A 19,502-nucleotide genomic window follows, 5' to 3' on the forward strand; every position below is an offset into this window, starting at 1 on the left:
GCCCCGCCCCCGCCGCCGCACCCGCCGCCGCCCCGCCCCCGCGATCGCCGGAAGGCTGCACGGTCGCCCGAACGCTCCGGCGTCCGGGCACCGTTCCAGCGATTTGGCTGCCGTCGCGTCGTGGGGACCGGGCTCAGCGCCGGAGGGCTGCGAGGATCCGGTTCTTGAACTCGTGCTCCAGGAACAGGTCCTTCCACTCCACGCGGACGAAGAGCCACCCGTCTTCAGTGAGTGCCTTCTCCCGGCGCCGCTCCTGGTAGAGGACTTCGCCGGTTGGTTCGTAGTCGAAATACTTGACCTTCCCGTCGAATTCGAGGGCCACCTTCTTCTCCCTCCACGCGAAGTCAAGGCGATGCCGGCCCACGCGGCTCTGGACCTCAACCTGCGCCTCGGGCAGAGGCAGCTTCAGCCGTACCAAAAGCTCCCGGGTAAGGGTTTCCCCGGCGGATTCCGCGCGGCTATCGGCGTTGGCCAGCGCCCGGCGAAGGTTCCTTACCCCGTTGCGGCCCGCAAGGCTGTCAGCCGCAGCGTTAATGACCTCGAGATCGGCGCCAAGCCTGAGCGCATGGTCCACCAGCACCAGCGCCTGCCGGTACTCGAGCATCAGGGCGCAGTCCACCACTGTCCGCTCAAGCGAGGTGACCCTCAACCGGCCGAGGGTTATGGCTTCGGCATCCGCATACGGCCGGGTATGCCCGCGGACATCCTTCCCAAGGCGCTCGCTGGAGGGCCGCACCCGGAGCAGGACATGAACCAGGTCGTCCGTGTTCCACAGGAAGAGGCCGTGCAGGCGGGCGGCTGAGGTGTGGCTGTAAACGAAGTTTCCCGTTGATGTGGTCAGCGTCCCGTGCGCGTGCGCATGGATCAGCTGCAGGCTGCGGACTCTGGGAGACTGCTTCTCCCAAAGGCAGCCCCGAATGTAGCAGCCGTACCTGAGGCGGACCAGGCCGCCGCTTTTGACCAAATGCCGAATGGCCCGCGAGTTAAGCCCGCCGGCATGCAGTTGGTCAGTGCGCCAGAGGTTTCCAGTGGCTGGCAGCTGCGGCAATAGTGCGGGTAGTTGTGTCATCCACCCAGCCTCCGGTGAGGGAGACGCCGTAGCCAGGTGCCGCCGTCGTTATGTGGAAAGCCCCGCAGACGCCGGAAGGCTGCCCGGCCGCTGGAGCGGTTCAGCGTGAGGGCACCGTTCCGGCGATTACGACGGCGGATGGCTGGCTTGGGATGGTGGTGCCGGGCGGCCGGCGGGGGCAGACTGGGCGTGTGGACGAACCGTGGGTGCTGCATGTGGATCTGGACCAGTTCATCGCCGCCGTCGAGGTGCTCCGGCGGCCAGAGCTCGCGGGCAAGGCGCTGATTGTCGGCGGCCGCGGGGATCCCACCGAGCGGGCCGTGGTGTCCACGGCGTCCTATGAAGCGCGGGCCTTCGGCGTCGGCTCGGGAATGCCGCTGCGCATCGCCGCGCGGAAAGTGCCGGACGCCGTCATCCTGCCTGTCGACCAGGCGGCCTACCTCGCGGCGTCCGAACAAGTCATGGCGGTGCTGCGCTCGCAACCGGGCGCTACGGTGCAGGTGCTCGGCTGGGACGAAGCGTTTGTTGGGATCCAGGCCGAAGATCCGGAGGCCTATGCCCGCCGGCTGCAGCACGACGTCCTGAAGGAGACCCGGCTGCACTGCAGCGTGGGCATCGGCGACACCCTGGTCCGCGCCAAAGTGGCCACGACGTTTGGCAAGCCGGCCGGAGTCTTCCGGCTCACGGAAGGCAACTGGCTGGAGGTCATGGGGAGCCGGCCGACGATTGAGCTCTGGGGCGTGGGGACGAAGGTGTCGGCCCGCCTTGCGAAGCTCGGCATCGCGACCGTCGCCCAGCTTGCAGCGGCCAAACCCGATGACCTGGTCCCGGAGTTCGGTCCGAAGATGGGGCCCTGGTACGCGCAGCTGGGGCGCGGTGACGGCTCGCGGACAGTCGATGACACACCCTGGGTGGCGCGCGGGCACAGCCGGGAAACCACCTTCCAGCAGGACCTGACCGGGTCCGGGCAGATTGAGGATGCTGTCCGGGAACTGGCGGCACACGTCCTGGCGGATGTCGCTGCCGAGGAGCGGCCGGTGATCGGCCTGACGCTCAAGGTCCGCTACGCGCCGTTCCTGACCAAGACGTACGCCCGGAAGATGCCGGAAACCTCGGACCCAGCGGAAGTGCTGGCGCGTGCACTGGACCTTGCGGCGAAAATTGAACCGGGCCGTCCCATCCGGCTCCTGGGGCTGCGCGCCGAAATGACGATGCCCGAGGATTCCCGGCAGGGGCACACACCCACCCGCAGCGGATGGTGACGGCTCCATCGGTTGCTGCGTATCTGCCGTTATGGTGCCCCAAAACGGCAGTATTGCAGCAATCGATGAAGGTGTGGGCGGGGAAGCCCGCGGACAAGCAGAACGGCGACGGATCCAAAGGGATCCGCCGCCGTTAGCCCTGCCTGCCTCCGGCCAAGCCGGACGGCGCAGGAAAACCTAGTCGCGCTTGAACTCGTCCTTGACGCTTTCGCCGACCTTCTTGGCGTCGGCCTTGACCTGGTCGGCCTGGCCTTCAGCCCTGAGCCGGTCGTTGTCCGTGGCGTTGCCGGCCGCTTCCTTGGCCTTGCCGCCCATGTCTTCCGCTGCGTTGCTGATCTTGTCTCCGAGGCCCATGATGGTGGCTCCTTTCGTTTCCGGTGATCGAACATTTTCACACTAACACGAAGCATGCTTACTAATTCAAGTCCCCCACAAGTCGCCCGGTGGCGCCGTGGTTCTGTCGATTGCACGGCTCCGCGGCTAGGCTCAAAGCCATGGACCACAGCATCAGCCTCAGCCAGCACATCCATGCGTCGCCGGAAAAAGTATGGTCCGTCATTACGGACATTCCCGGCTCGGCCACCACGCTGACCGGCGTGGAGTCCGTCCAGCTGCTGACGGACGGCCCGTACGGGGAAGGAACGCGCTGGAAGGAGACCCGGAAGATGATGGGCAGGTCGGAGACGGTGGAGATGTGGGTGGCACAGGCTGAGCAGCCGCGCGGCACCACCGTGAAGGCCGTCCAGGGCGGCGCCGACTACAGCACCCGGTTCAGTCTTTCCCCGCGCGACGGCGGCACGGACCTCAGCGTGACGTTCGGGGGAGAGATGCTTAAGCCCACCGCCGCAACCCGCATCATGATGGCAATTTTCGGCAAGATGGCAATGGCGGCCACCCGGAAAGCGCTCCGCAAGGACCTGGCGGACATCGCGGCCAAGGCGGAATCCATCTAGTGGCCCCGCGCGTCCCACGGGCAGCAGCTTCGGGCGTCACCGCACCGCGCCTTACGCCTGTCCGGCTCGAGAACCTGACCGACGTCGCTGAGCCGGACTTCCAGCGCGGCGGGCGGTACGACGGCGCGCGGTACAGCCGCGTGGCGGCCGACGGGCTGGACCTGGGTGGCGCGGATTTTATCGACTGCGAGTTCCGGGGGGCGGCCTTTAATGAGGCCCAGCTCCGCGGCTCCACGTTCCGTGACTGCATCCTGGTGGAACTGTACGCACCGGTTTTCCTGGCGGCCCGTTCCACGTGGCGGGAGGTTGAGATCCGGAATGCCCGCCTGGGTTCTGCCGAACTGCATGAGAGCGGATGGCAGTCGGTCCGCATCGACGGCGGCAAACTCGACTTCCTGAACCTCCGGGGTGCCAAACTCACCGACGTCCTGATCAGCGACTGCATCATCAACGAACTGGACCTCGGCTCTGCCATTGGAACGCGGGTGGCGTTGAAGAACTGCACCATCGGATCCCTGGACTTCACCGGAGCCAAACTCCAGGACTTTGACATTCGCGGCACTGAGCTGAGGGGAATCAGCGGACTCGGCAGTCTTGGCGGTGTGATCATCGACGACGTCCAGCTTGCCCTCCTGGCGCCCCTGCTGGCGGCCCATGTGGGACTCAAAGTCCTCTGAGCCCCGTCTGGGCCGCCCGCATGCCGGGAGGTCCCCGTATCCACGGCACACCCTCCCGTGTACTATTTACAGAACGAACGGTCGGTAAGTGGTAATCTGCCGGCCGCTGATGACAGTGCTGTTTATCGCGTGAAGGGTGTTTCCATGGCTGCAACCGCAGGTCCGCAGGCTTTCCTTGTTGGCGGGGTACGAACGCCGGTGGGCAGGTACGGCGGGAGCCTCTCCTCCGTCCGTCCCGATGACCTCGCCGCCCTGGTGCTCCGGGAGGCGGTCAGCCGGGCGGGCCTGGACCCGGACAGCATCGACGAGGTCATCCTGGGCAACGCCAACGGTGCCGGCGAGGAAAACCGCAACGTGGCCCGCATGGCTACCCTGCTGGCCGGGCTGCCCCTCCATATCCCGGGGATCACCGTCAACAGGCTGTGCTCGTCCGGACTGAGCGCCATCATCATGGCCAGCCAGATGATCAAGTCGGGTGCCGCGGACATCGTCATAGCCGGAGGCGTGGAATCAATGAGCCGCGCGCCCTGGGTGCAGGAAAAGCCCGCCGCGGCCTTCGCAAAGCCGGGCGCCATCTTTGACACGTCCATCGGCTGGCGATTCGCCAACCCGTTGTTCCAGAAGGGCGAACTTTCCCGCGACGGCAAAATGACCTACTCCATGCCGGAGACCGCCGAGGAAGTGGCCCGCGTGGACAACATTTCCCGCGAGGACGCCGACGCCTTCGCCGTGCGGTCGCACGAACGGTCGCTCGCGGCCATCGCCGCCGGGCGGTTCAAGGACGAGATCGTCCCCGTCACCGTCAGGACCCGCAAGTCCGAGACCGTGGTGGACACGGATGAGGGCCCCCGCGAAGGCACCACCATGGACGTCCTCGCCGGACTGAAGCCCGTCACGCACGGAGGTTCCGTGGTCACCGCAGGCAACTCCTCAACGCTGAACGACGGCGCCTCGGCCATCATCGTGGCCTCTGAAGCCGCCATCGAAAGGCTGGGCCTGACGCCCCGCGCACGCATTGTCGACGGCGCCTCCGCCGGCTGCGAGCCGGAAATCATGGGCATCGGCCCCGTCCCCGCCACCCAGAAAGTGCTCAAGCGGAGCGGCTACAGCGTGGGCGACCTCGGCGCCGTCGAACTTAACGAAGCCTTTGCCACGCAATCCCTCGCCTGCATCCGGCGCCTGGGCCTGGACCCGGACGTTGTAAACAACGACGGCGGCGCCATCAGCCTGGGGCACCCGCTCGGTTCCAGCGGCTCACGGATCGCCATCACCCTGCTGGGACGGATGGAGCGCGAGGACGCCAAAATGGGCCTCGCCACCATGTGTATCGGCGTCGGCCAGGGCACGGCCATGCTGCTGGAGAAAGTCTGATGGCCGGCCCCGTGGACCTGGCGGCCGAGAAGTTCCACACGCTCCTGGTGGAGGAACGTACCGACCGGGTGGTGGTGCTGCTGAACCGGCCCGAGGTGCGCAACGCCATTGACCAGCAGATGGTGGACGAGCTGCACGTGGTCTGCACCGCCTTGGAGCAGAACCCCAAGGTGCTGATCCTCGCCGGCGTGGAGGGGGTGTTCGCCTCCGGCGCCGATATTGCGCAGCTGCGCGAACGGCGCCGTGACGACGCCTTGCAGGGCATCAATTCCACCATCTTTGTCCGCATCGCCAAGCTGCCCATGCCGGTGATTGCCGCACTGGACGGGTACTGCCTGGGCGGCGGTGCAGAACTGGCCTACGCGGCGGACTTCCGGATCGGGACGTCCAGCGTCCGCATCGGCAACCCCGAAACCGGGCTGGGAATCCTCGCCGCCGCCGGTGCCAGCTGGCGGCTGAAGGAACTGGTGGGAGAGCCGGTGGCCAAGCAAATCCTCCTGGCGGGCAGGGTCCTCACCGCCGAGGAAGCGCTGGCCGTAAACCTCATCACCGGGATCCACGAAGCAGGGGAACTGATGGACGCGGCGCACAGCCTGGCGGACAGGATCGGCAGGCAGGATCCGCTGGCAGTACGGATCACCAAGTCCGTGTTCCACGCCCCTGCGGAAGCGCATCCCGTCATCGACCAGCTGGCGCAGGGGATCCTGTTCGAGTCCCAGGCCAAGTTCGACCGGATGCAGGAGTTCCTGGACAGGAAGGCCGGCACGAAAGCCGGCGGCAAGGACGGCGGCAACGCTGCCAAAAACACCGGAACCACGGCCGGCACCGAGAGCACCGAGAGCGGAGAACAGAACCGATGAACACACCCGAACTTTCCTCCGGCCTGCCAGCGCGGGTTGGCGTCCTGGGCGGCGGCCGCATGGGGGCCGGCATCGCCCACGCCTTCCTGGTCAAGGGGGCGGACGTGCTGGTGGTGGAGCGCGACGACCAGTCCGCGGAAGCTGCCCGTGAGCGCGTGGAATCAGCGGCGGCTAAAAGCATTGAACGGGGCATGACGGACGCCAATCTGGACGAAATGGTGTCCCGGCTCTCCGTGACCGTGGACTATGACGACTTCAAGGACCGCCAGCTGGTGGTGGAAGCGGTGCCGGAGGACTGGGACCTGAAAGTCACGTCACTTCGCGGTATCGAGGAGCGGCTGGCCGAGGACGCCTACCTGGCCTCCAACACCTCTTCACTGTCCGTGAACGGCCTCGCCGGAGAACTGAAGCGGCCCGGAAATTTCCTCGGACTGCACTTCTTCAACCCCGTTCCAGCGTCCACGCTCATCGAGGTGGTGCTCGGCGGGCAGACGTCACCGGAGCTCGCTGCCGCAGCGAGGAGGTGGGTGGAGGCACTCGGCAAGACCGCCGTCGTCGTCAATGACGCCCCCGGCTTTGCCTCCTCACGCTTGGGCGTGGCCATCGCATTGGAGGCAATGCGGATGGTGGAGGAAGGCGTAGCGTCCGCCGAGGACATCGACAACGCCATGGTTCTTGGCTACAAGCACCCCACCGGGCCGCTGCGCACCACGGACATCGTGGGCCTGGACGTGCGGCTGGGCATCGCAGAATACCTGCACTCCACCCTGGGGGAGCGCTTTGCCCCGCCCCAGATCCTCAAGGACAAGGTGGCCCGGGGCGAACTGGGGCGGAAGACCGGCCAGGGCTTCTTCAGCTGGCCCGGCTAGGAATGCGGGTCAGTCGAAGAAACCGACGATGTAGCCGATGAAGTAGAGGAGGAACAGCAGGACGCCGGCCCCGATGGCACCGAGCCAAAAGATCTGCTGGCCCTTTCCGGACCCCTTCTGCCTGGGTTCCTGGGTGCCTGCCACCGACCCTTCGCCGGGAGGCGTTTCGCCGGGCGGCACCCCGCCGCCGGGCTCCAGGCCTGTGATCTTGTCATCCTCCGGGTCCGGATTGGTTCCTGACACGTAAACTCCCTCGCTCGCCGTCCTGGTGCTGTCCCCAGCGTAACCGGCCCTGGTGGTTGCACCTAGGCTGGTGCCGTGACTTTCCTTGAACCCCTTACCCTCACGGGCAGGTATGTAACCCTGGAACCATTGTCCGTGGAGCACCACGACGGCCTGGTGGACGCGGCACGGGACGGCGAGCTTTGGCGGCTCTGGTACACCTCCGTGCCTGCTCCCGAGGAGATGGCTGACGAGATCGGGCGCCGCCTCGCCCTGCAGGAGCAGGGATCCATGCTGCCGTTCACCACCCGGCTGATCGACCCCGCCACCGGCGCTCCAGGCCGGATCATCGGGATGACCACCTACATGAACATCGACGCCGGGACGCCCCGGGTGGAGATCGGCTCCACCTGGAACGCCGCGTCCGTCCAGGGAACCGGGACCAACCCCGATTCCAAGCTCCTGCTGCTGCGGCACGCGTTCGAGACGCTGGGCTGCCCGGCCGTGGAATTCCGGACGCACTGGCTGAACCACCAGTCGCGCGAGGCCATCGCCCGGCTGGGCGCCAAGCAGGACGGCGTGCTGCGCAACCACTCCAGGACCCGCGACGGGCTCCTCAGGGACACCGTGGTGTTCTCCATCCTGGAGCACGAGTGGCCCATGGTCCGGGCGGGCCTGGAGTACCGGCTGGCAAAGCGCGGCTAGACGAGCCCTGCTAGCCGGCGGAGTAGGCGCCGGCGTCGTTCAGGGCCGTGTAATACGCCTCATAGCCCTCGGCATTCGGGTGGAAGCTATCAGGGTTTCCCGGGCCGCCGAGGTTGATCCACGGATCCGGGGACAGGGCGCCATGGCCGAGGAACGCCGATCTCACGTCAACGTAGGTTGCCCCGGTGCTGCCCGCGGCAGCGGCGATGGCCCCGTTCAGGGCGTCAGCCAACTCTGTGGCCTGGTAGATGAACAGCGCCGCGGGGTCGGTCAGGCCAGCCGGGATTGGGTCCAGGAGGTACGGGTACCCGGTGACCACGATCCTGGCATTGGGCGCGGCAGCCTGCACGCTTTCAATCATCGACACTACGTCACGGTACAGCTGCCCGCTCTCGAGCTGGGCCGCTGCATAGGCCGTGGCAGCGTCGCACTCCGCGCCCGGGGTCACACCTGCCAGGGCCACGCCGCAATAGGTGATGATGGCGCCGAAGCCGAGGTTGTTGCCGCCGGCGGTGATGGTCACCAGTTCGGTGCTCTTGTTCAGCTGGCTCAGCTGGGCGCCCACCACATCCTGGGTGGTCTTTCCACTGCAGGCCTCGTTGACCACCAGCTTTATGGCCTTGGCCCCGTCAGCGAGCTCTGAATACGTGTTGTCACTGCGGTAGCAGTCATCCAGGTACGGCCCGGCTCCCTGCCCGGCGGCGAAGGAGTCTCCCAGGGCAACGTACTTGGTCTTGTCCGCGGCCTGTGCGGGAACAGTGGCCAGCCCTGCCGCCATGGCTAGGGTGGCGAGGCCTGCTGCAAAAGCCGAGTGGCGCCGTCGTGCAGTGATGTTTCCCAAGTGGCTCTCCTTGAATGGTGGAAGAAGGCAAGTACGAGCCACCGTACTACCTGCCTGTGACATGCGCCTCGTGTGGCGGGTGTGATTAGCTGTGCGAATGAAGAAACCGGGCAGGCCCATGGACTGGGATGGTGCTGTCAACGCATGGCATGTGGCCGGCGGCGTCTACCGCATGGGCCGGCGCGAATGGCTCACCGAGGCCGGCTGGCGGCAGGCGTACGACGACGGCATCCGCACGGTAATTGACCTCCGCAACGCGGCGGAGGCGCAGCGCCGGGACACGGATCCCGTGGTGGGCGGGGCAGCCTGGTCCGGGATGGTGGTGGTTTCAGCGCCGACCGAGGAGCCGGGCCACCCCCGCTTTACCGCGGTGACGGGACCCTACCTCAATGATCCGGCCCATTACCCGGAGAACGCGCGGCTGTTCCCGGACAAGCTGGTGGGCGTCTTCCGTGAACTTGCGGCAGCCTCTGCCCGCGGTGCCGTGGTGCTCCACTGCGCGGCGGGCCGTGACCGCAGCGGCATGGTGGCGGCCATGGTCCAGGACCTCGCCGGGGACTCCGGTCAGGACATCGCCGACAGTTACCGGCGTGCAGCCCGCGGCATCAACGAGCGCTACCGCACCCACGGCCCGCCCCATGCGCTGGAACGCTATCTCAGCGAGGCGGAGCTGGTCCCGCTGCTCGAAGCACGCGGAGAGGCCGTGGCGGAATTCGTGCGGAGCCTGGATACCCGCACGTTCCTGCTGGACAACGGCCTCAGTGCCGCTGAGCTGAACGCCGTGCTGGCCCTTTGCGGAGCGGGGGTGGCCCGGTGAGCGGGCAGGCACTCCGCCGGGTCCTTTCCCTGGGCGCGGCTGCGGGAATCCTCGCAACCTCCGCTGTTGCTGCTGCCCCGGGCTGGGCGGACGCTGAAATTTCTCCGGCGGAGGGGGCTATTGGTGGCCCGGGCTCTTCCTCCTTGTCGGACGCTGCCCTTGCCGATGCCGTGCAGCGGGACCTTGGCCTCACCCCGGAACAGTTTGCCGCGGCCGGGGAACTTGGTTCCCGCGCCGCAGCCGCCGCCGGGCAGCTCCGGACTGTTCCCGGCCATGCGGGCACCCGTATTCAGGATGGGCGGATCGTGGTGTCCGGAACGGGGCCCGAACTCCAGGAAGCCGTGGCTGTGCTCGCCGCCGGCATTCCTGGCCTTGTTCTGGAGGCGCCAGCCAGCGCCGTCGTGCCTGCTGCGCCGGACCCTGCTTCGCCGAACCCTGTTTCCCCGAACCCGGGTTCCGAGCTGGCGCGGAGCACGGAGCAGCTGTTCCAGGCGTACGTGGCCGAGGTGGGGCTCCATGGACTGCAGGCGGTGGTCACCTCAGGAGGAAAGTTCGTCATCCGGACCGGTGGCGTCAGCGCTTTGGAAGCGGCACCGGAAGGCACCGGTACCGCGGCTGCAGAGGTCAGGAGCTCCGAAGCGGCGGGCCTCGGCAAGAAATCGGCGGCGGAATTTGTTGCCCGGTTCGCCAACGTGGAGCTCGACGACGGCACTCCGCTGGCGCCGGAAGAGGACGTCCGCGGGGGAGCCGGGTACATCGCGGACACAGGCTGGATCTGTTCCACGGGCTTTTCGGCGTTTGACCCGTCCGGCCTGCCGGCCGTCCTTACGGCAGGCCACTGTGCTTCTGACGGGGCAGCGGAAACCGCAGAGCTCGAATTCCAGTTCAACCGGACCGGGCTGCTCGGGAACTTCGGTTTCAGCCAGTTCGGCGGCCCGGGCAACAGTCCGGTCCTGCGGCCCGGGAGCGTGGACGACCCGCTCCAGCCCGGCGATCCAGGGAACGTGGGAACCGATATTGCGGTGGTGGAGTCCCTCCGTGCGGACCTTGACCCGCTGCCGGCCGCGAGCACCTGGGGCGACGTGTCCCAGCCGGAATCCGAGGTCAAGATCATCGGCACGGCCGAGCCCGTTGCGGGGATGCCGGTCTGCCGGTCGGGGCGGACTTCGGCCTGGTCCTGCGGCACGGTGGACGCCGTGGGGATCTTTGTGGTTCCCGGGCCCGGCTATGCTGCGGACCCCAACGACCTGCGGGCGTTCAACGGCTTCCTGTCCTATGGCGTCCAGTCCAGCGGCGGCGATTCCGGCGGCCCCTATCTCAGTGGCAATTACGCCGTGGGCACCCACGCCGCCGGAGATACCCCTGACGAACAGGGCAACGTGGTGGAGAATTTCGCGGTGGGGGCCACCTTGGCGGACAGCCTGGCCGTGCTGCCCGGCTACCAGCTGGAACTCTTCCTCAACAGGCCTGCGGTGTCTTCTCCCGCGCCCGGCGCCACCTATGAACCGGGGCAGGCCATCAGCGGCAAAGTTTCGGCAGCCCCTGCCACCGCCGTAGCTGCCGGTTCAAACGTCCGGATCACCATCCAGGGCCAGGACGCCTTCGACGTCCCGGTCAACGCCGACGGGACCTGGAGCTTCCCGGCGCCGGAGGGCAAAGAAACACTCCGGTTTACCGCCGAGACCGTGAACGGGTTCAGTGCCTCCGGTGCTGCGGACTTTGAGTTCGCCCCCGCTGCTCCTGCAGGACCGGCTCCAACTGAACCTGCTCCGCCGGCGCAGCCGGCTCCGGAAGAGCCTCCGGCAAGCCCGGCGACTGTGCCGGTTGACCCGGCCCCGGCTGACCTGGCCCCGTCCCCGGCGAGTTCCCCGCCGTCCGGCCAGGACGCCGTCGTCGTACCTGCGCCTGCTGCCACCCCGCCAGGCGGCTACGCCCGGGACCGTGACAGCGGCGGCCTTGCGTACACGGGTGCCAGCGCGCTCCCCGCAGCGGGCACTGCTGCCGGGGCGATCGCCGTCGGAACGCTGTTGACGGCGCTAGTCCGCCGCCGGAGGCAGGACACCGCCGGATGACCCATAACCCGGCAGCGCCAGGGCCAGCGAATAACAGCGCCGTCTGACAGATCAACGGGCTACTTGTGGCGCCGCATGAGCAGGTTGGTGATCCGGAGGGTGCAGAGCCGCTGACCGGCCTCGTTGGTGATGAGCACCTCGTGGGTGGTGAGCGTGCCGCCCAGGTGGATGGGTGTGGCCGTGATGGTGATCTGCCCTTCCCTTGCTGAGCGGTGGTGGGTGGCCGAGACGTCCACGCCCACGGCCGTCTTGCCCAGTGTGCTCGCATGGATCACGGCCGCCCAGGAACCCACCGCTTCACCCACGGCCAGGGACGCCCCGCCGTGGAGCAGCCCGAAAGACTGCCTGTTACCCTCCACAGGCATGGTGGCCACCACGCGCTGGACGGACTCCTCCACAATTTTGACGCCCATTTTCTCGTCCAGTTCGCCGAGGGTGATCTTCCACAGCTCCTTGTCGCTGCCGGGGTGGCCCTCCGCTGCTGCCTCTTTCGGTGATGGCGTGCTCATGTGTTCTCCTTCTGCGCGGCTGGCATTACTGTATGCGGCCTCCAGTGTGCACCAGGCTTCCTAGTGTGCAGCGGGGCACATTCATGTATGGTAAATATATTACCGAACGGACGGTCAGTAATCTTTGGCCGCTTCTGTCTGCCCCTTTGTTGGAAGGACCCGTCAACGATGACAACCACAGCCACAGCTCCCCAGGCCACGGTGGACACCGTGGAGACAGTGCCCAGCTTCATCATGGATTCTTGGTGGACGCCCGACGCCGGAGCGGCAGCTTCCGCAACGCCTGTCCGGGACGCGAGCACCGGGGAAGTCCTGGCCAAGGTGAGCACGGAGGGGCTGGACCTGGCCGCCGTCGTTGACTATGGCCGCACCACAGGCCAGCAGGAACTCGGCGGGTTCACCTTCCACCAGCGCGCCCTCAAGCTCAAGGAGCTGGCGCAGTACCTCAATGCCCGGCGCGAGCACTTCTACGCCTTCTCCGCCCAGACCGGAGCCACCAAGGTGGACTCGATGATTGATATCGACGGCGGCATCGGGGTCCTTTTCACGTTCGGGTCCAAGGGCCGCCGCGAGCTTCCCAACTCCCAGGTGGTGGTGGACGGGCCCATGGAAGTGTTGTCCAAGGACGGCTCCTTCGCCGGAGAGCACATCTACACCCGCATCCCGGGCGTGGCAGTACAGATCAACGCTTTCAACTTCCCCGTCTGGGGCATGCTGGAGAAGTTCGCCCCGGCCTTCCTCGCCGGCGTCCCCACCATCGTCAAGCCCGCCACTCCCACCGGGTACGTGGCGGCTGCGGTGGTCAAGGCCATCGTTGAATCGAACATCCTCCCCAAGGGCTCGCTGCAGCTCATTTCCGGTTCCGTCCGAGGCCTGCTGGACGTCCTGGACTACCGCGACCTGGTGGCCTTCACCGGCTCGGCGTCCACGGCCCTGTCCCTGAAGTCGCACCCCAATGTGGTGCAGGGCGGTGTCCGCTTTACGTCCGAGACCGACTCCCTCAACGCCGCCATCCTTGGTCCGGATGCCGTGGAGGGAACCCCAGAATTCGACGCCTTCGTGAAATCCGTTGTCACGGAGATGACGGCGAAGGCGGGCCAGAAATGCACGGCTATCCGCCGCGCCATCGTGCCGCAGGAGATGGTTCCGGCTGTGTCCGCCGCCATCGGCAAGCGCATCCAGGAGCGCGTGGTCCTGGGCGACCCCCGCGCGGAGGGCGTCACCATGGGCGCGCTCGCCTCCGTGGAGCAGCTCGAGGACGTGCGCGCTGCTGTCCAGTCAATGCTCGACGCCGGCGGTGAGCTTGCGTACGGCACGCTGGATTCGCCGTCGGTCACGTCCGCGGATGGATCCACGGGCGTGGTGGACGGCGGCGCGTTCATGGCGCCCGTGCTGCTGAACTGGCAGGACCCCGAAGCGGAGGAAGTCCACTCCCTGGAGGCGTTCGGCCCCGTGTCTTCGGTGATCGGCTACAAGGACCTTGCCGACGCCGTCCGCCTCGCCGCCCGCGGCGGCGGCTCCCTGGTGGCGTCGGTGTGCACCAACGATCCGTCGGTGGCCCGCGAACTGGTGACCGGCATCGCCGCCCACCACGGCCGCGTGCTGATGCTCAACCGCGAGGACGCCCGTTCGTCGACGGGCCACGGCTCGCCCGTGCCGCACCTGGTCCACGGCGGGCCCGGCCGGGCCGGCGGCGGTGAGGAGCTGGGCGGCATCCGTTCGGTGATGCACCACATGCAGCGCACCGCCATCCAGGGTTCACCGAACATGCTCACCGCCGTCACGGGCGTTTGGCATGCCGGTGCCAACCGGAACTTTACCGTTGAGACGGAGGGGACCCACCCGTTCCGGAAGTCCCTGGAGACGTTGCGGATCGGCGACGCCGTCCGGTCCGAACTTCGCCAGGTCACCCTGGAGGACATCACCGCCTTTGCCAACTCCACCGGTGACACCTTCTACGCCCACACCAACCACGAGGCCGCGGAAGCCAACCCGTTCTTCCCGGGCATCGTGGCGCACGGCTACCTCCTGCTGGCCTGGGGTGCCGGCCTGTTCGTGGAGCCTGCTCCGGGTCCCGTGCTGGCCAACTACGGCCTGGAAAACCTGCGGTTCATCACCCCCGTTGCGGCGGGTGACTCCATCCGGGTAACGCTGACCGCCAAGAAGATCACCCCGCGCGAGACCGACGAATACGGCGAGGTGGCCTGGGATGCCGTCCTGACCAACCAGAACGACGAAATCGTGGCCACCTACGACGTCCTCACCCTCGTAGCCAAGTAACCCCCACCCGGCACGCTCTCTCACTTGATGTGCGTTTTGGCGTGACGCTCTCTCACTACATTCGGCATTTTGGACGGCGCTCTCTCACTTTCTCCCCTGGAGTGATGGAGCGTTGGGGATTAGCCGGCATCGAGTGATAGAGGGTTGGGGAGTTTCCGGCATGGAGTGATGGAGCGTTGGGGATTAGCCGGCATGGAGTGATAGAGCGTTTGTCCTGGACAGGGCGGGGCAGCGGGCGGATCTTTTTGGCGGGCGGAAGCGTAAAATTCTGCCCGTAGGAGGTGGCCACATGAACCTAAGAATGAACACAGCCACAACCGTCCTGCCAGTCGATGATGCAGCGCGCGCCCGAAGGTTCTACACCGAAAAGCTCGGACTCCCGCACCGCGGCATGACAGACGACGGAAGCGAATTGCTCGGCAGCGACGGCGGCCCCATGCTGCAGTTGATGCCGGTCTCGGACGGCAAGCACTCCGAGCACACCGCCCTGAGCTTTGAGGTGACGGACATTGAGCGGACAGTCCGGGACATGGAAGCCAGGGGTGTCGCGTTCCAAGACTACGACCTGCCCAACCTGAAAACAGAGAACCACATCTGCACCACCGACTCGGAGAAGTGCGCGTGGTTCATGGACACCGAGCACAACATCCTGTGTGTCCACGAGAAGCTCGGCATCCAGGCCGAATACGAACTCTAGCCACGCACCGGTGAGGCACGGAAGGGGCGGCCCCGGAATACCGGGACCGCCCATTCGGCGTGCTGGCAGCGGCTGCGCGGGCAGCCGGGAAATCAGGACTCGGCGCCGCCGTGCAGGCTGTCGTCGCTGCTGTCATCCTCGCGGCCGGTACCGTGGCCGCTTTCGCTCTGGTCCGAGAGGTCCATGTTGCCCCGGGCCTCAGCCATGGTGGGGCCGCCGGAGGGGACGCTGTATGTGTCCGGGCGGATGCCGTGGGACTGTTCCTCGATCAGGGCCTGCTCTTCGCTGAAGCGGATTACGTTGGCTTCATCGCCGGCGTCGCCGGGGACGTCCTCACGGACCTTCGAGGGGTCCGGAATGATGTATCCGGCGTCTGCTTCGTCTTTGGGGTGGCTCATTTTCTTACCTTCCTATCGGGTGTTACTTGTGGGCCGCGCGATGAGGTCCGCCTTGAGGTCAAGGCTCTGGTCCTGCCGCTTGACCTTGAAGCCTACGGTATCGCCGGGGTTGCGGCCCCGGAGTTCCGCCAGGAGCTTCTCCGGGGCGGTGAGGTCCACGCCCTCCATGGATTCCAGGACGTCACCGGGGCGGATGCCTGCGCGTCCGGCCGGGCCGTCCTCGTCCACTGCCAGAACCACGACGCCGTTGCTTGCGTCAATGCCCAGCTGGCCGGCGATCTGCGGGGTCAGTTCCCCCGGGGTCAGGCCCAGGTAGGCGTGCTCGGCGGTGCCGTCCGCCAGCAGTTCCTCGGCCACTTCCACGGCGGTGGCGGCCGGAATGGCGAACCCGAGGGCCACGGCCCCGGCGGACGGAGGAATGTACGCCTCGCTGATGCCGATGATTTCACCGCGCATGTTGATGACGGCCCCGCCGGAGTTGCCCGGGCTGATGGGGGCATCGGTCTGGATCAGGTCAACCAGGGACAGGCTGTTGGAGGCCGAACCCGGAATGGACCGGTGCAGCCCCGAGATGATCCCGGCGGTTGCCGTGTTCTCGAAGCCAAGCGGCGAACCGAGCACCACGGCCCCTTCACCCACCCGCGGCAGGTCTGTCTGGTATACGGGTTTGGGCAGGCCGGTGCGGTTGGCCTGCACCAGGGCGAGGTCCGTCACGGGGTCGGTGGCCTTGACGGTTCCCTCCACCCGCTGGCCGTCGGCGAAGGCGACCTCAACGCGGGTGTTGCCCCGGACCACGTGCTCGTTCGTGAGGATCAGGCCGTCCTCGGAGTAGACCACGCCGCTGCCCAGGCCGCCGTCCGTGAAGATGGTGACCACGGACGGAGCGAGGTTTTCCACCAGCTGGGGGATATCGCCCTCCGCAGCCGGAGCCGGCGCGGGGGCTGCGGCCGTGCTGCGCGGCGTTGCGGTGGACGTTGAAGCGGCTCCGGAGGTGCCGCTGGGTTCCGGGGGAGGCGTGGAACCGGTGCAGGCGGTGAGGGCCAGGGATGCCGTGAGCAGCGCTGCTCCCGCGGCTGTCCGGAAGCGGGCCGGACGCGGCAGGGCCCGGCGGGTCACGGTGTTCATGGACGGCCTCCTCCGGGTCCTGGCTGGCTTTCTACCACCGTAGCCGGGGATCGGAGGAAATACCAAGCACCCTTAGTATTTGGCTCAGGACTTGGTTGAGTGCAGCCCGTCGAACGCCATGGTGATCACGTCATCGGCAAGCCGTTCGGGGGAGAGGGGCCCGCCCGGCTTGTACCATTCCACGATCGAGTTGATCATGCCGAACAGCAGCCTGGTGACGGTCCGCGGATCGATGTCCTGGCGCAGCGAGCCTTCGTCGCGTGCCGCGGAGATCAGTCCGGCCACCTTGTGGTCGAAGGCGCGGCGGCGCTCCAGGGCGTCGCGTTCGATCTCGGTGTTGCCCCGCAGGCGCAGGAGCAGTGTGACGAACGGCAGCCGGTCCACCAGGACGGCCACGGTTTCGCGGAGCACAAACTCGAGGCGGGCATCGGCCGCGCCGGACGTGGCTGCAGGTTCTTCCAGGATGGCCTCAAGCCCGCCGAGCGCGTGCTCAAGCGCGAGCTTCAGGAGGTCGCCCTTGGATGGCACATGGTGGTAGATGGCGGACTTGGAGATGCCCAGGTTGTCGGCAAGGATGCCCATGGACGTGGCGTCGTAACCGTGCCGGTTGAAGACGTCGACGGCGATGCGCAGCACCGACTGCTGGTCGTATCCGGGGCGGCCGCGCTTGGCGGTGCTGGCTGTCTCAGTGCTGCTGGGCATAGTGGCTAGTTTCTCATGAACGGTCGGTAGGGTGGCGCAGCCCGGAGCCTGCGCCACCGCTGGATTTCCCTACGCCTTGGGGCGCATGTCGTAGATCCGGCGCAGCTTGCCGTTGGACCGCTCCAGCGAGCCCGGCTCCACCACGTCCACCGTGCACGAAGAACCCACGTGGATCTTGATCTGCTCCTTCAAGGCGCGCGCCGCCGTCGAACTCTGCTCAATGGTGACGGTCTCCCGGCGCTCGATCTTCACCGTCATCTGGTCCATCCGCTGGCCCTCAGGGCGGGTGAGCTCAAGCTGGAAGTGCGGGCTGAGCTCGGGGATGCGGAGGGCGATCTCCTCGATCTGGGACGGGAAGACGTTCACGCCGCGGAGGATGATCATGTCGTCGCTGCGGCCGGTGATGCGTCCCATCCGGCGGTGCGCGGGGCGGGCCGTGCCGGGGAGCAGGCGGGTGAGGTCCTTGGTGCGGTACCGGATGATGGGCAGCGCTTCCTTGGTCAGGGACGTGAACACCAGTTCGCCGTGTTCGCCGTCGCGCAGCACGTTCTCCTTGCCCACCACCGGGTTGAAGGCGTCGATGATTTCGGGGCGGAAGTGGTCCTCCCAGATGTGGCTGCCGTCCTGGGTCTCCACGGCCTCGCCGGCCACACCGGGGCCCATGACCTCGGAGAGCCCGTAGATGTCGCAGGCCTTGATGTTCATGGTGACCTCGAGCTCGTGCCGCATCTCCTCGGTCCACGGCTCCGCGCCCAGCACTGCGTACTTCAGCGAAGTGGAGGCGGGGTCGATGCCCATGTGCGCCATGGCGTCCGCGATGGTGAGCAGGTATGTGGGGGTGGCCAGGATGGCGTCCGGCTTGAAGTCCTGGATCAGCTGGATCTGGCGTTCGGTCTGCCCGCCGGAGATGGGGATGACCGTGCATCCCAGGGCTTCGGCGCCGGCGTGCGCGCCCAGGCCGCCGGTGAACAGGCCGTAGCCGTAGGCGTTGTGGACCTTCATGCCGGGGCGGATGCCGGAGGCGCGGAAGCTGCGGGCCACCAGTTTTGCCCAGTCCGCCAGGTCCTTTTTGGTGTACCCGACGACGGTGGGCCGGCCCGTGGTGCCCGAGCTGGCGTGCACGCGGGCTACTTCGTGCTGCGGGACGGCGAACATCCCGAACGGGTATTCCTCGCGCAGGTCGTCCTTGGTGGTGAAGGGGAAGTTGCCCAGGTCGCTGAGTTCGCGGAGGTCGTTCGGGTGGATGCCCGCGTCGTCGAACTTGCGCTTGTACAGGGGCACGCGCTCGTACGCGTAGGCAACGGTGTGCTGCAGGCGGCTGAGCTGCAGGGCTTCGAGCTCGTCGCGGGACATGGTCTCCTCGCGGTCCAGGATGACGTTAGTGCCTGCGGCCGTTGCTGCTGCAGCGGCGGGGGTTTCGGGGGCATGCAGGGTCATGGTTTTCCTACTTCTTGGGGATGGTGCGGCTGCGTCCGCGGAACTCGGCAATAAGCTCGCCGGGCTGGGCTGAACTGGGCTGGGCAGTATTGGGCTGGGCGGGGGTGGGCCGGCCCGCTGGCGGCCGGCCCGCTGGCGGCTGGGCCGAGGTGGCTGGCGCGGCGCCAGGCTGGGCATCCGTGGCGAAAATCTGGATGTCATACAGGCCGCTGCGTCCGGCGCTGGAGCGGCGGTCCGCCACCGCGGTCAGCACCTGGCCGCGGAAGGCAGGTTTAAGGAAGTTGATGTCGACGCCGGAGGCCACAGTGATGCTGTTTTCCTCACCGGGTGCCTGGACGGCGGGGTTGCACGCCAGGGCGAACGCGGTGTCGCCGAAGGCGAAGATCATTCCGCCGTGGGCCATGCCGAAGCCGTTGAGCATTTCCTGCCGGAGGGTCATCCGGATGGTTGCGTGGCCGTCGCTGATGGCGAGGACTTCGATGCCCATCCACTCGGAGGCATAGTCGTTCTCCAGGATCTGGTGTGTGGGCCCGGAAAGGGTGGTTTCAGCCATGCGTCATTGCCTCCAGCTTTATTTACCGAATGTTCATTAGGTAATCCCATGGAGGGGTCCGGTGTCAAGGGCCGGGGCGTCTG

21 protein-coding genes are annotated in these 19,502 nt (G+C 67.0%); 11 read left to right on the forward strand and 10 right to left on the reverse strand.

What is annotated here, in order from left to right:
• Nucleotides 1–133: 133 nt before the first annotated feature.
• Entirely contained in the window at nucleotides 134–1,069 is a 936-nt protein-coding gene (locus WHH00_RS03205; protein ID WP_406636470.1) for a hypothetical protein, read from the reverse strand.
• Nucleotides 1,070–1,275: 206 nt separating this feature from the next.
• Here WHH00_RS03205 and WHH00_RS03210 point away from each other — a divergent pair, with 206 nt between their 5' ends.
• The gene (locus WHH00_RS03210; protein WP_406638478.1) at nucleotides 1,276–2,331 is read left to right on the forward strand and encodes a DNA polymerase IV; all 1,056 of its coding nucleotides are present in this window, start codon (nucleotides 1,276–1,278) and stop codon (nucleotides 2,329–2,331) included.
• A 177-nt stretch (nucleotides 2,332–2,508) separates the two neighbouring features.
• Here the strand turns inward: WHH00_RS03210 and WHH00_RS03215 are convergent, their stop codons facing one another.
• Nucleotides 2,509–2,685, reverse strand: a complete 177-nt coding sequence (locus WHH00_RS03215; protein ID WP_350002805.1) for a CsbD family protein — start codon at nucleotides 2,683–2,685, stop codon at nucleotides 2,509–2,511.
• A gap of 140 nt (nucleotides 2,686–2,825) precedes the next feature.
• Between WHH00_RS03215 and WHH00_RS03220 the strand changes: the two genes are divergently transcribed.
• From WHH00_RS03220 to WHH00_RS03240, 5 genes are all read left to right on the forward strand, one after another.
• The gene (locus WHH00_RS03220) at nucleotides 2,826–3,284 is read left to right on the forward strand and encodes an SRPBCC family protein (protein WP_406636472.1); all 459 of its coding nucleotides are present in this window, start codon (nucleotides 2,826–2,828) and stop codon (nucleotides 3,282–3,284) included.
• On the forward strand, nucleotides 3,284–3,961 hold the full coding sequence (locus WHH00_RS03225) for a pentapeptide repeat-containing protein (protein WP_406636474.1): 678 nt from the start codon (nucleotides 3,284–3,286) through the stop codon (nucleotides 3,959–3,961). The genes WHH00_RS03220 and WHH00_RS03225 overlap by 1 nt, the downstream gene beginning before the upstream one ends.
• Nucleotides 3,962–4,105: 144 nt before the next feature.
• Nucleotides 4,106–5,332 (forward strand): thiolase family protein, encoded by a 1,227-nt coding sequence (locus tag WHH00_RS03230; RefSeq protein ID WP_406636476.1) that lies wholly within the window; start codon nucleotides 4,106–4,108, stop codon nucleotides 5,330–5,332.
• Nucleotides 5,332–6,192: an enoyl-CoA hydratase/isomerase family protein gene (locus tag WHH00_RS03235; protein WP_406636478.1), complete on the forward strand. Its 861-nt coding sequence runs from the start codon at nucleotides 5,332–5,334 to the stop codon at nucleotides 6,190–6,192. Before WHH00_RS03230 ends, WHH00_RS03235 begins: the two co-directional genes overlap by 1 nt.
• The gene (locus WHH00_RS03240) at nucleotides 6,189–7,061 is read left to right on the forward strand and encodes a 3-hydroxyacyl-CoA dehydrogenase family protein (protein ID WP_406636480.1); all 873 of its coding nucleotides are present in this window, start codon (nucleotides 6,189–6,191) and stop codon (nucleotides 7,059–7,061) included. Before WHH00_RS03235 ends, WHH00_RS03240 begins: the two co-directional genes overlap by 4 nt.
• A 9-nt stretch (nucleotides 7,062–7,070) precedes the next feature.
• On the opposite strand, the gene WHH00_RS03245 is transcribed toward WHH00_RS03240, so the two are convergent.
• On the reverse strand, nucleotides 7,071–7,304 hold the full coding sequence (locus WHH00_RS03245; RefSeq protein ID WP_104182600.1) for a DUF6480 family protein: 234 nt from the start codon (nucleotides 7,302–7,304) through the stop codon (nucleotides 7,071–7,073).
• A 75-nt stretch (nucleotides 7,305–7,379) separates the two neighbouring features.
• Here WHH00_RS03245 and WHH00_RS03250 point away from each other — a divergent pair, with 75 nt between their 5' ends.
• On the forward strand, nucleotides 7,380–7,988 hold the full coding sequence (locus WHH00_RS03250; RefSeq protein ID WP_406636483.1) for a GNAT family N-acetyltransferase: 609 nt from the start codon (nucleotides 7,380–7,382) through the stop codon (nucleotides 7,986–7,988).
• A gap of 10 nt (nucleotides 7,989–7,998) precedes the next feature.
• Here WHH00_RS03250 and WHH00_RS03255 read toward each other — a convergent pair whose 3' ends face one another.
• Nucleotides 7,999–8,829, reverse strand: coding sequence for an SGNH/GDSL hydrolase family protein (locus tag WHH00_RS03255; protein ID WP_406636485.1), 831 nt, complete (start codon nucleotides 8,827–8,829; stop codon nucleotides 7,999–8,001).
• Nucleotides 8,830–8,947: 118 nt separating this feature from the next.
• On the opposite strand from WHH00_RS03255, the gene WHH00_RS03260 reads away from it, so the two are divergent.
• Together WHH00_RS03260 and WHH00_RS03265 are read left to right on the forward strand one after the other, a co-directional pair.
• Entirely contained in the window at nucleotides 8,948–9,646 is a 699-nt protein-coding gene (locus WHH00_RS03260; RefSeq protein WP_406636487.1) for a tyrosine-protein phosphatase, read from the forward strand.
• Entirely contained in the window at nucleotides 9,643–11,718 is a 2,076-nt protein-coding gene (locus WHH00_RS03265) for a S1 family peptidase (RefSeq protein WP_406636489.1), read from the forward strand. The genes WHH00_RS03260 and WHH00_RS03265 overlap by 4 nt, the downstream gene beginning before the upstream one ends.
• A 59-nt stretch (nucleotides 11,719–11,777) precedes the next feature.
• Here WHH00_RS03265 and WHH00_RS03270 read toward each other — a convergent pair whose 3' ends face one another.
• Nucleotides 11,778–12,227 carry a PaaI family thioesterase gene (locus WHH00_RS03270; protein ID WP_406636491.1) on the reverse strand — a complete coding sequence of 150 codons (450 nt, stop codon included), beginning with the start codon at nucleotides 12,225–12,227 and terminating at the stop codon, nucleotides 11,778–11,780.
• Nucleotides 12,228–12,395: 168 nt separating this feature from the next.
• On the opposite strand from WHH00_RS03270, the gene paaZ reads away from it, so the two are divergent.
• Both paaZ and WHH00_RS03280 read left to right on the forward strand, forming a co-directional pair.
• Entirely contained in the window at nucleotides 12,396–14,507 is a 2,112-nt protein-coding gene (gene paaZ / locus WHH00_RS03275) for a phenylacetic acid degradation bifunctional protein PaaZ (RefSeq protein ID WP_406636493.1), read from the forward strand.
• Between the two features lie 301 nt (nucleotides 14,508–14,808).
• Nucleotides 14,809–15,204: a VOC family protein gene (locus WHH00_RS03280; protein ID WP_406636495.1), complete on the forward strand. Its 396-nt coding sequence runs from the start codon at nucleotides 14,809–14,811 to the stop codon at nucleotides 15,202–15,204.
• A gap of 92 nt (nucleotides 15,205–15,296) precedes the next feature.
• Here the strand turns inward: WHH00_RS03280 and WHH00_RS03285 are convergent, their stop codons facing one another.
• The 5 genes from WHH00_RS03285 to WHH00_RS03305 form a co-directional block, all read right to left on the reverse strand.
• Nucleotides 15,297–15,602: a hypothetical protein gene (locus tag WHH00_RS03285; RefSeq protein WP_174177942.1), complete on the reverse strand. Its 306-nt coding sequence runs from the start codon at nucleotides 15,600–15,602 to the stop codon at nucleotides 15,297–15,299.
• A gap of 12 nt (nucleotides 15,603–15,614) precedes the next feature.
• Nucleotides 15,615–16,727, reverse strand: coding sequence for a S1C family serine protease (locus tag WHH00_RS03290; protein WP_406636497.1), 1,113 nt, complete (start codon nucleotides 16,725–16,727; stop codon nucleotides 15,615–15,617).
• 84 nt (nucleotides 16,728–16,811) lie between these two features.
• Nucleotides 16,812–17,429: a TetR/AcrR family transcriptional regulator gene (locus WHH00_RS03295; protein WP_406636499.1), complete on the reverse strand. Its 618-nt coding sequence runs from the start codon at nucleotides 17,427–17,429 to the stop codon at nucleotides 16,812–16,814.
• Nucleotides 17,430–17,498: 69 nt separating this feature from the next.
• Nucleotides 17,499–18,866, reverse strand: coding sequence for a phenylacetate--CoA ligase PaaK (gene paaK / locus WHH00_RS03300; RefSeq protein ID WP_406636501.1), 1,368 nt, complete (start codon nucleotides 18,864–18,866; stop codon nucleotides 17,499–17,501).
• Nucleotides 18,867–18,873: 7 nt separating this feature from the next.
• The gene (locus WHH00_RS03305) at nucleotides 18,874–19,419 is read right to left on the reverse strand and encodes a hotdog fold thioesterase (protein WP_406636504.1); all 546 of its coding nucleotides are present in this window, start codon (nucleotides 19,417–19,419) and stop codon (nucleotides 18,874–18,876) included.
• Nucleotides 19,420–19,502: the final 83 nt, after the last annotated feature.

Origin of the sequence: Pseudarthrobacter quantipunctorum (genome assembly GCF_045291495.1) — a bacterium.
In the GTDB taxonomy this organism is placed as follows: domain Bacteria; phylum Actinomycetota; class Actinomycetes; order Actinomycetales; family Micrococcaceae; genus Arthrobacter; species Arthrobacter quantipunctorum.

Bases quoted from the DNA above. Each gene is read 5' to 3' on its own strand.
- WHH00_RS03215 (WP_350002805.1), bottom strand. From the start codon at position 2,685: ATGGGCCTCGGAGACAAGATCAGCAACGCAGCGGAAGACATGGGCGGC.
- WHH00_RS03235 (WP_406636478.1), top strand. From the start codon at position 5,332: ATGGCCGGCCCCGTGGACCTGGCGGCCGAGAAGTTCCACACGCTCCTG.
- WHH00_RS03240 (WP_406636480.1), top strand. From the start codon at position 6,189: ATGAACACACCCGAACTTTCCTCCGGCCTGCCAGCGCGGGTTGGCGTC.
- WHH00_RS03285 (WP_174177942.1), bottom strand. From the start codon at position 15,602: ATGAGCCACCCCAAAGACGAAGCAGACGCCGGATACATCATTCCGGAC.
- WHH00_RS03230 (WP_406636476.1), top strand. From the start codon at position 4,106: ATGGCTGCAACCGCAGGTCCGCAGGCTTTCCTTGTTGGCGGGGTACGA.
- WHH00_RS03295 (WP_406636499.1), bottom strand. From the start codon at position 17,429: ATGCCCAGCAGCACTGAGACAGCCAGCACCGCCAAGCGCGGCCGCCCC.
- WHH00_RS03280 (WP_406636495.1), top strand. From the start codon at position 14,809: ATGAACACAGCCACAACCGTCCTGCCAGTCGATGATGCAGCGCGCGCC.
- WHH00_RS03260 (WP_406636487.1), top strand. From the start codon at position 8,948: ATGGACTGGGATGGTGCTGTCAACGCATGGCATGTGGCCGGCGGCGTC.
- paaZ (WP_406636493.1), top strand. From the start codon at position 12,396: ATGACAACCACAGCCACAGCTCCCCAGGCCACGGTGGACACCGTGGAG.
- WHH00_RS03205 (WP_406636470.1), bottom strand. From the start codon at position 1,069: ATGACACAACTACCCGCACTATTGCCGCAGCTGCCAGCCACTGGAAAC.
- WHH00_RS03305 (WP_406636504.1), bottom strand. From the start codon at position 19,419: ATGGCTGAAACCACCCTTTCCGGGCCCACACACCAGATCCTGGAGAAC.
- paaK (WP_406636501.1), bottom strand. From the start codon at position 18,866: ATGACCCTGCATGCCCCCGAAACCCCCGCCGCTGCAGCAGCAACGGCC.
- WHH00_RS03290 (WP_406636497.1), bottom strand. From the start codon at position 16,727: ATGAACACCGTGACCCGCCGGGCCCTGCCGCGTCCGGCCCGCTTCCGG.
- WHH00_RS03220 (WP_406636472.1), top strand. From the start codon at position 2,826: ATGGACCACAGCATCAGCCTCAGCCAGCACATCCATGCGTCGCCGGAA.
- WHH00_RS03270 (WP_406636491.1), bottom strand. From the start codon at position 12,227: ATGAGCACGCCATCACCGAAAGAGGCAGCAGCGGAGGGCCACCCCGGC.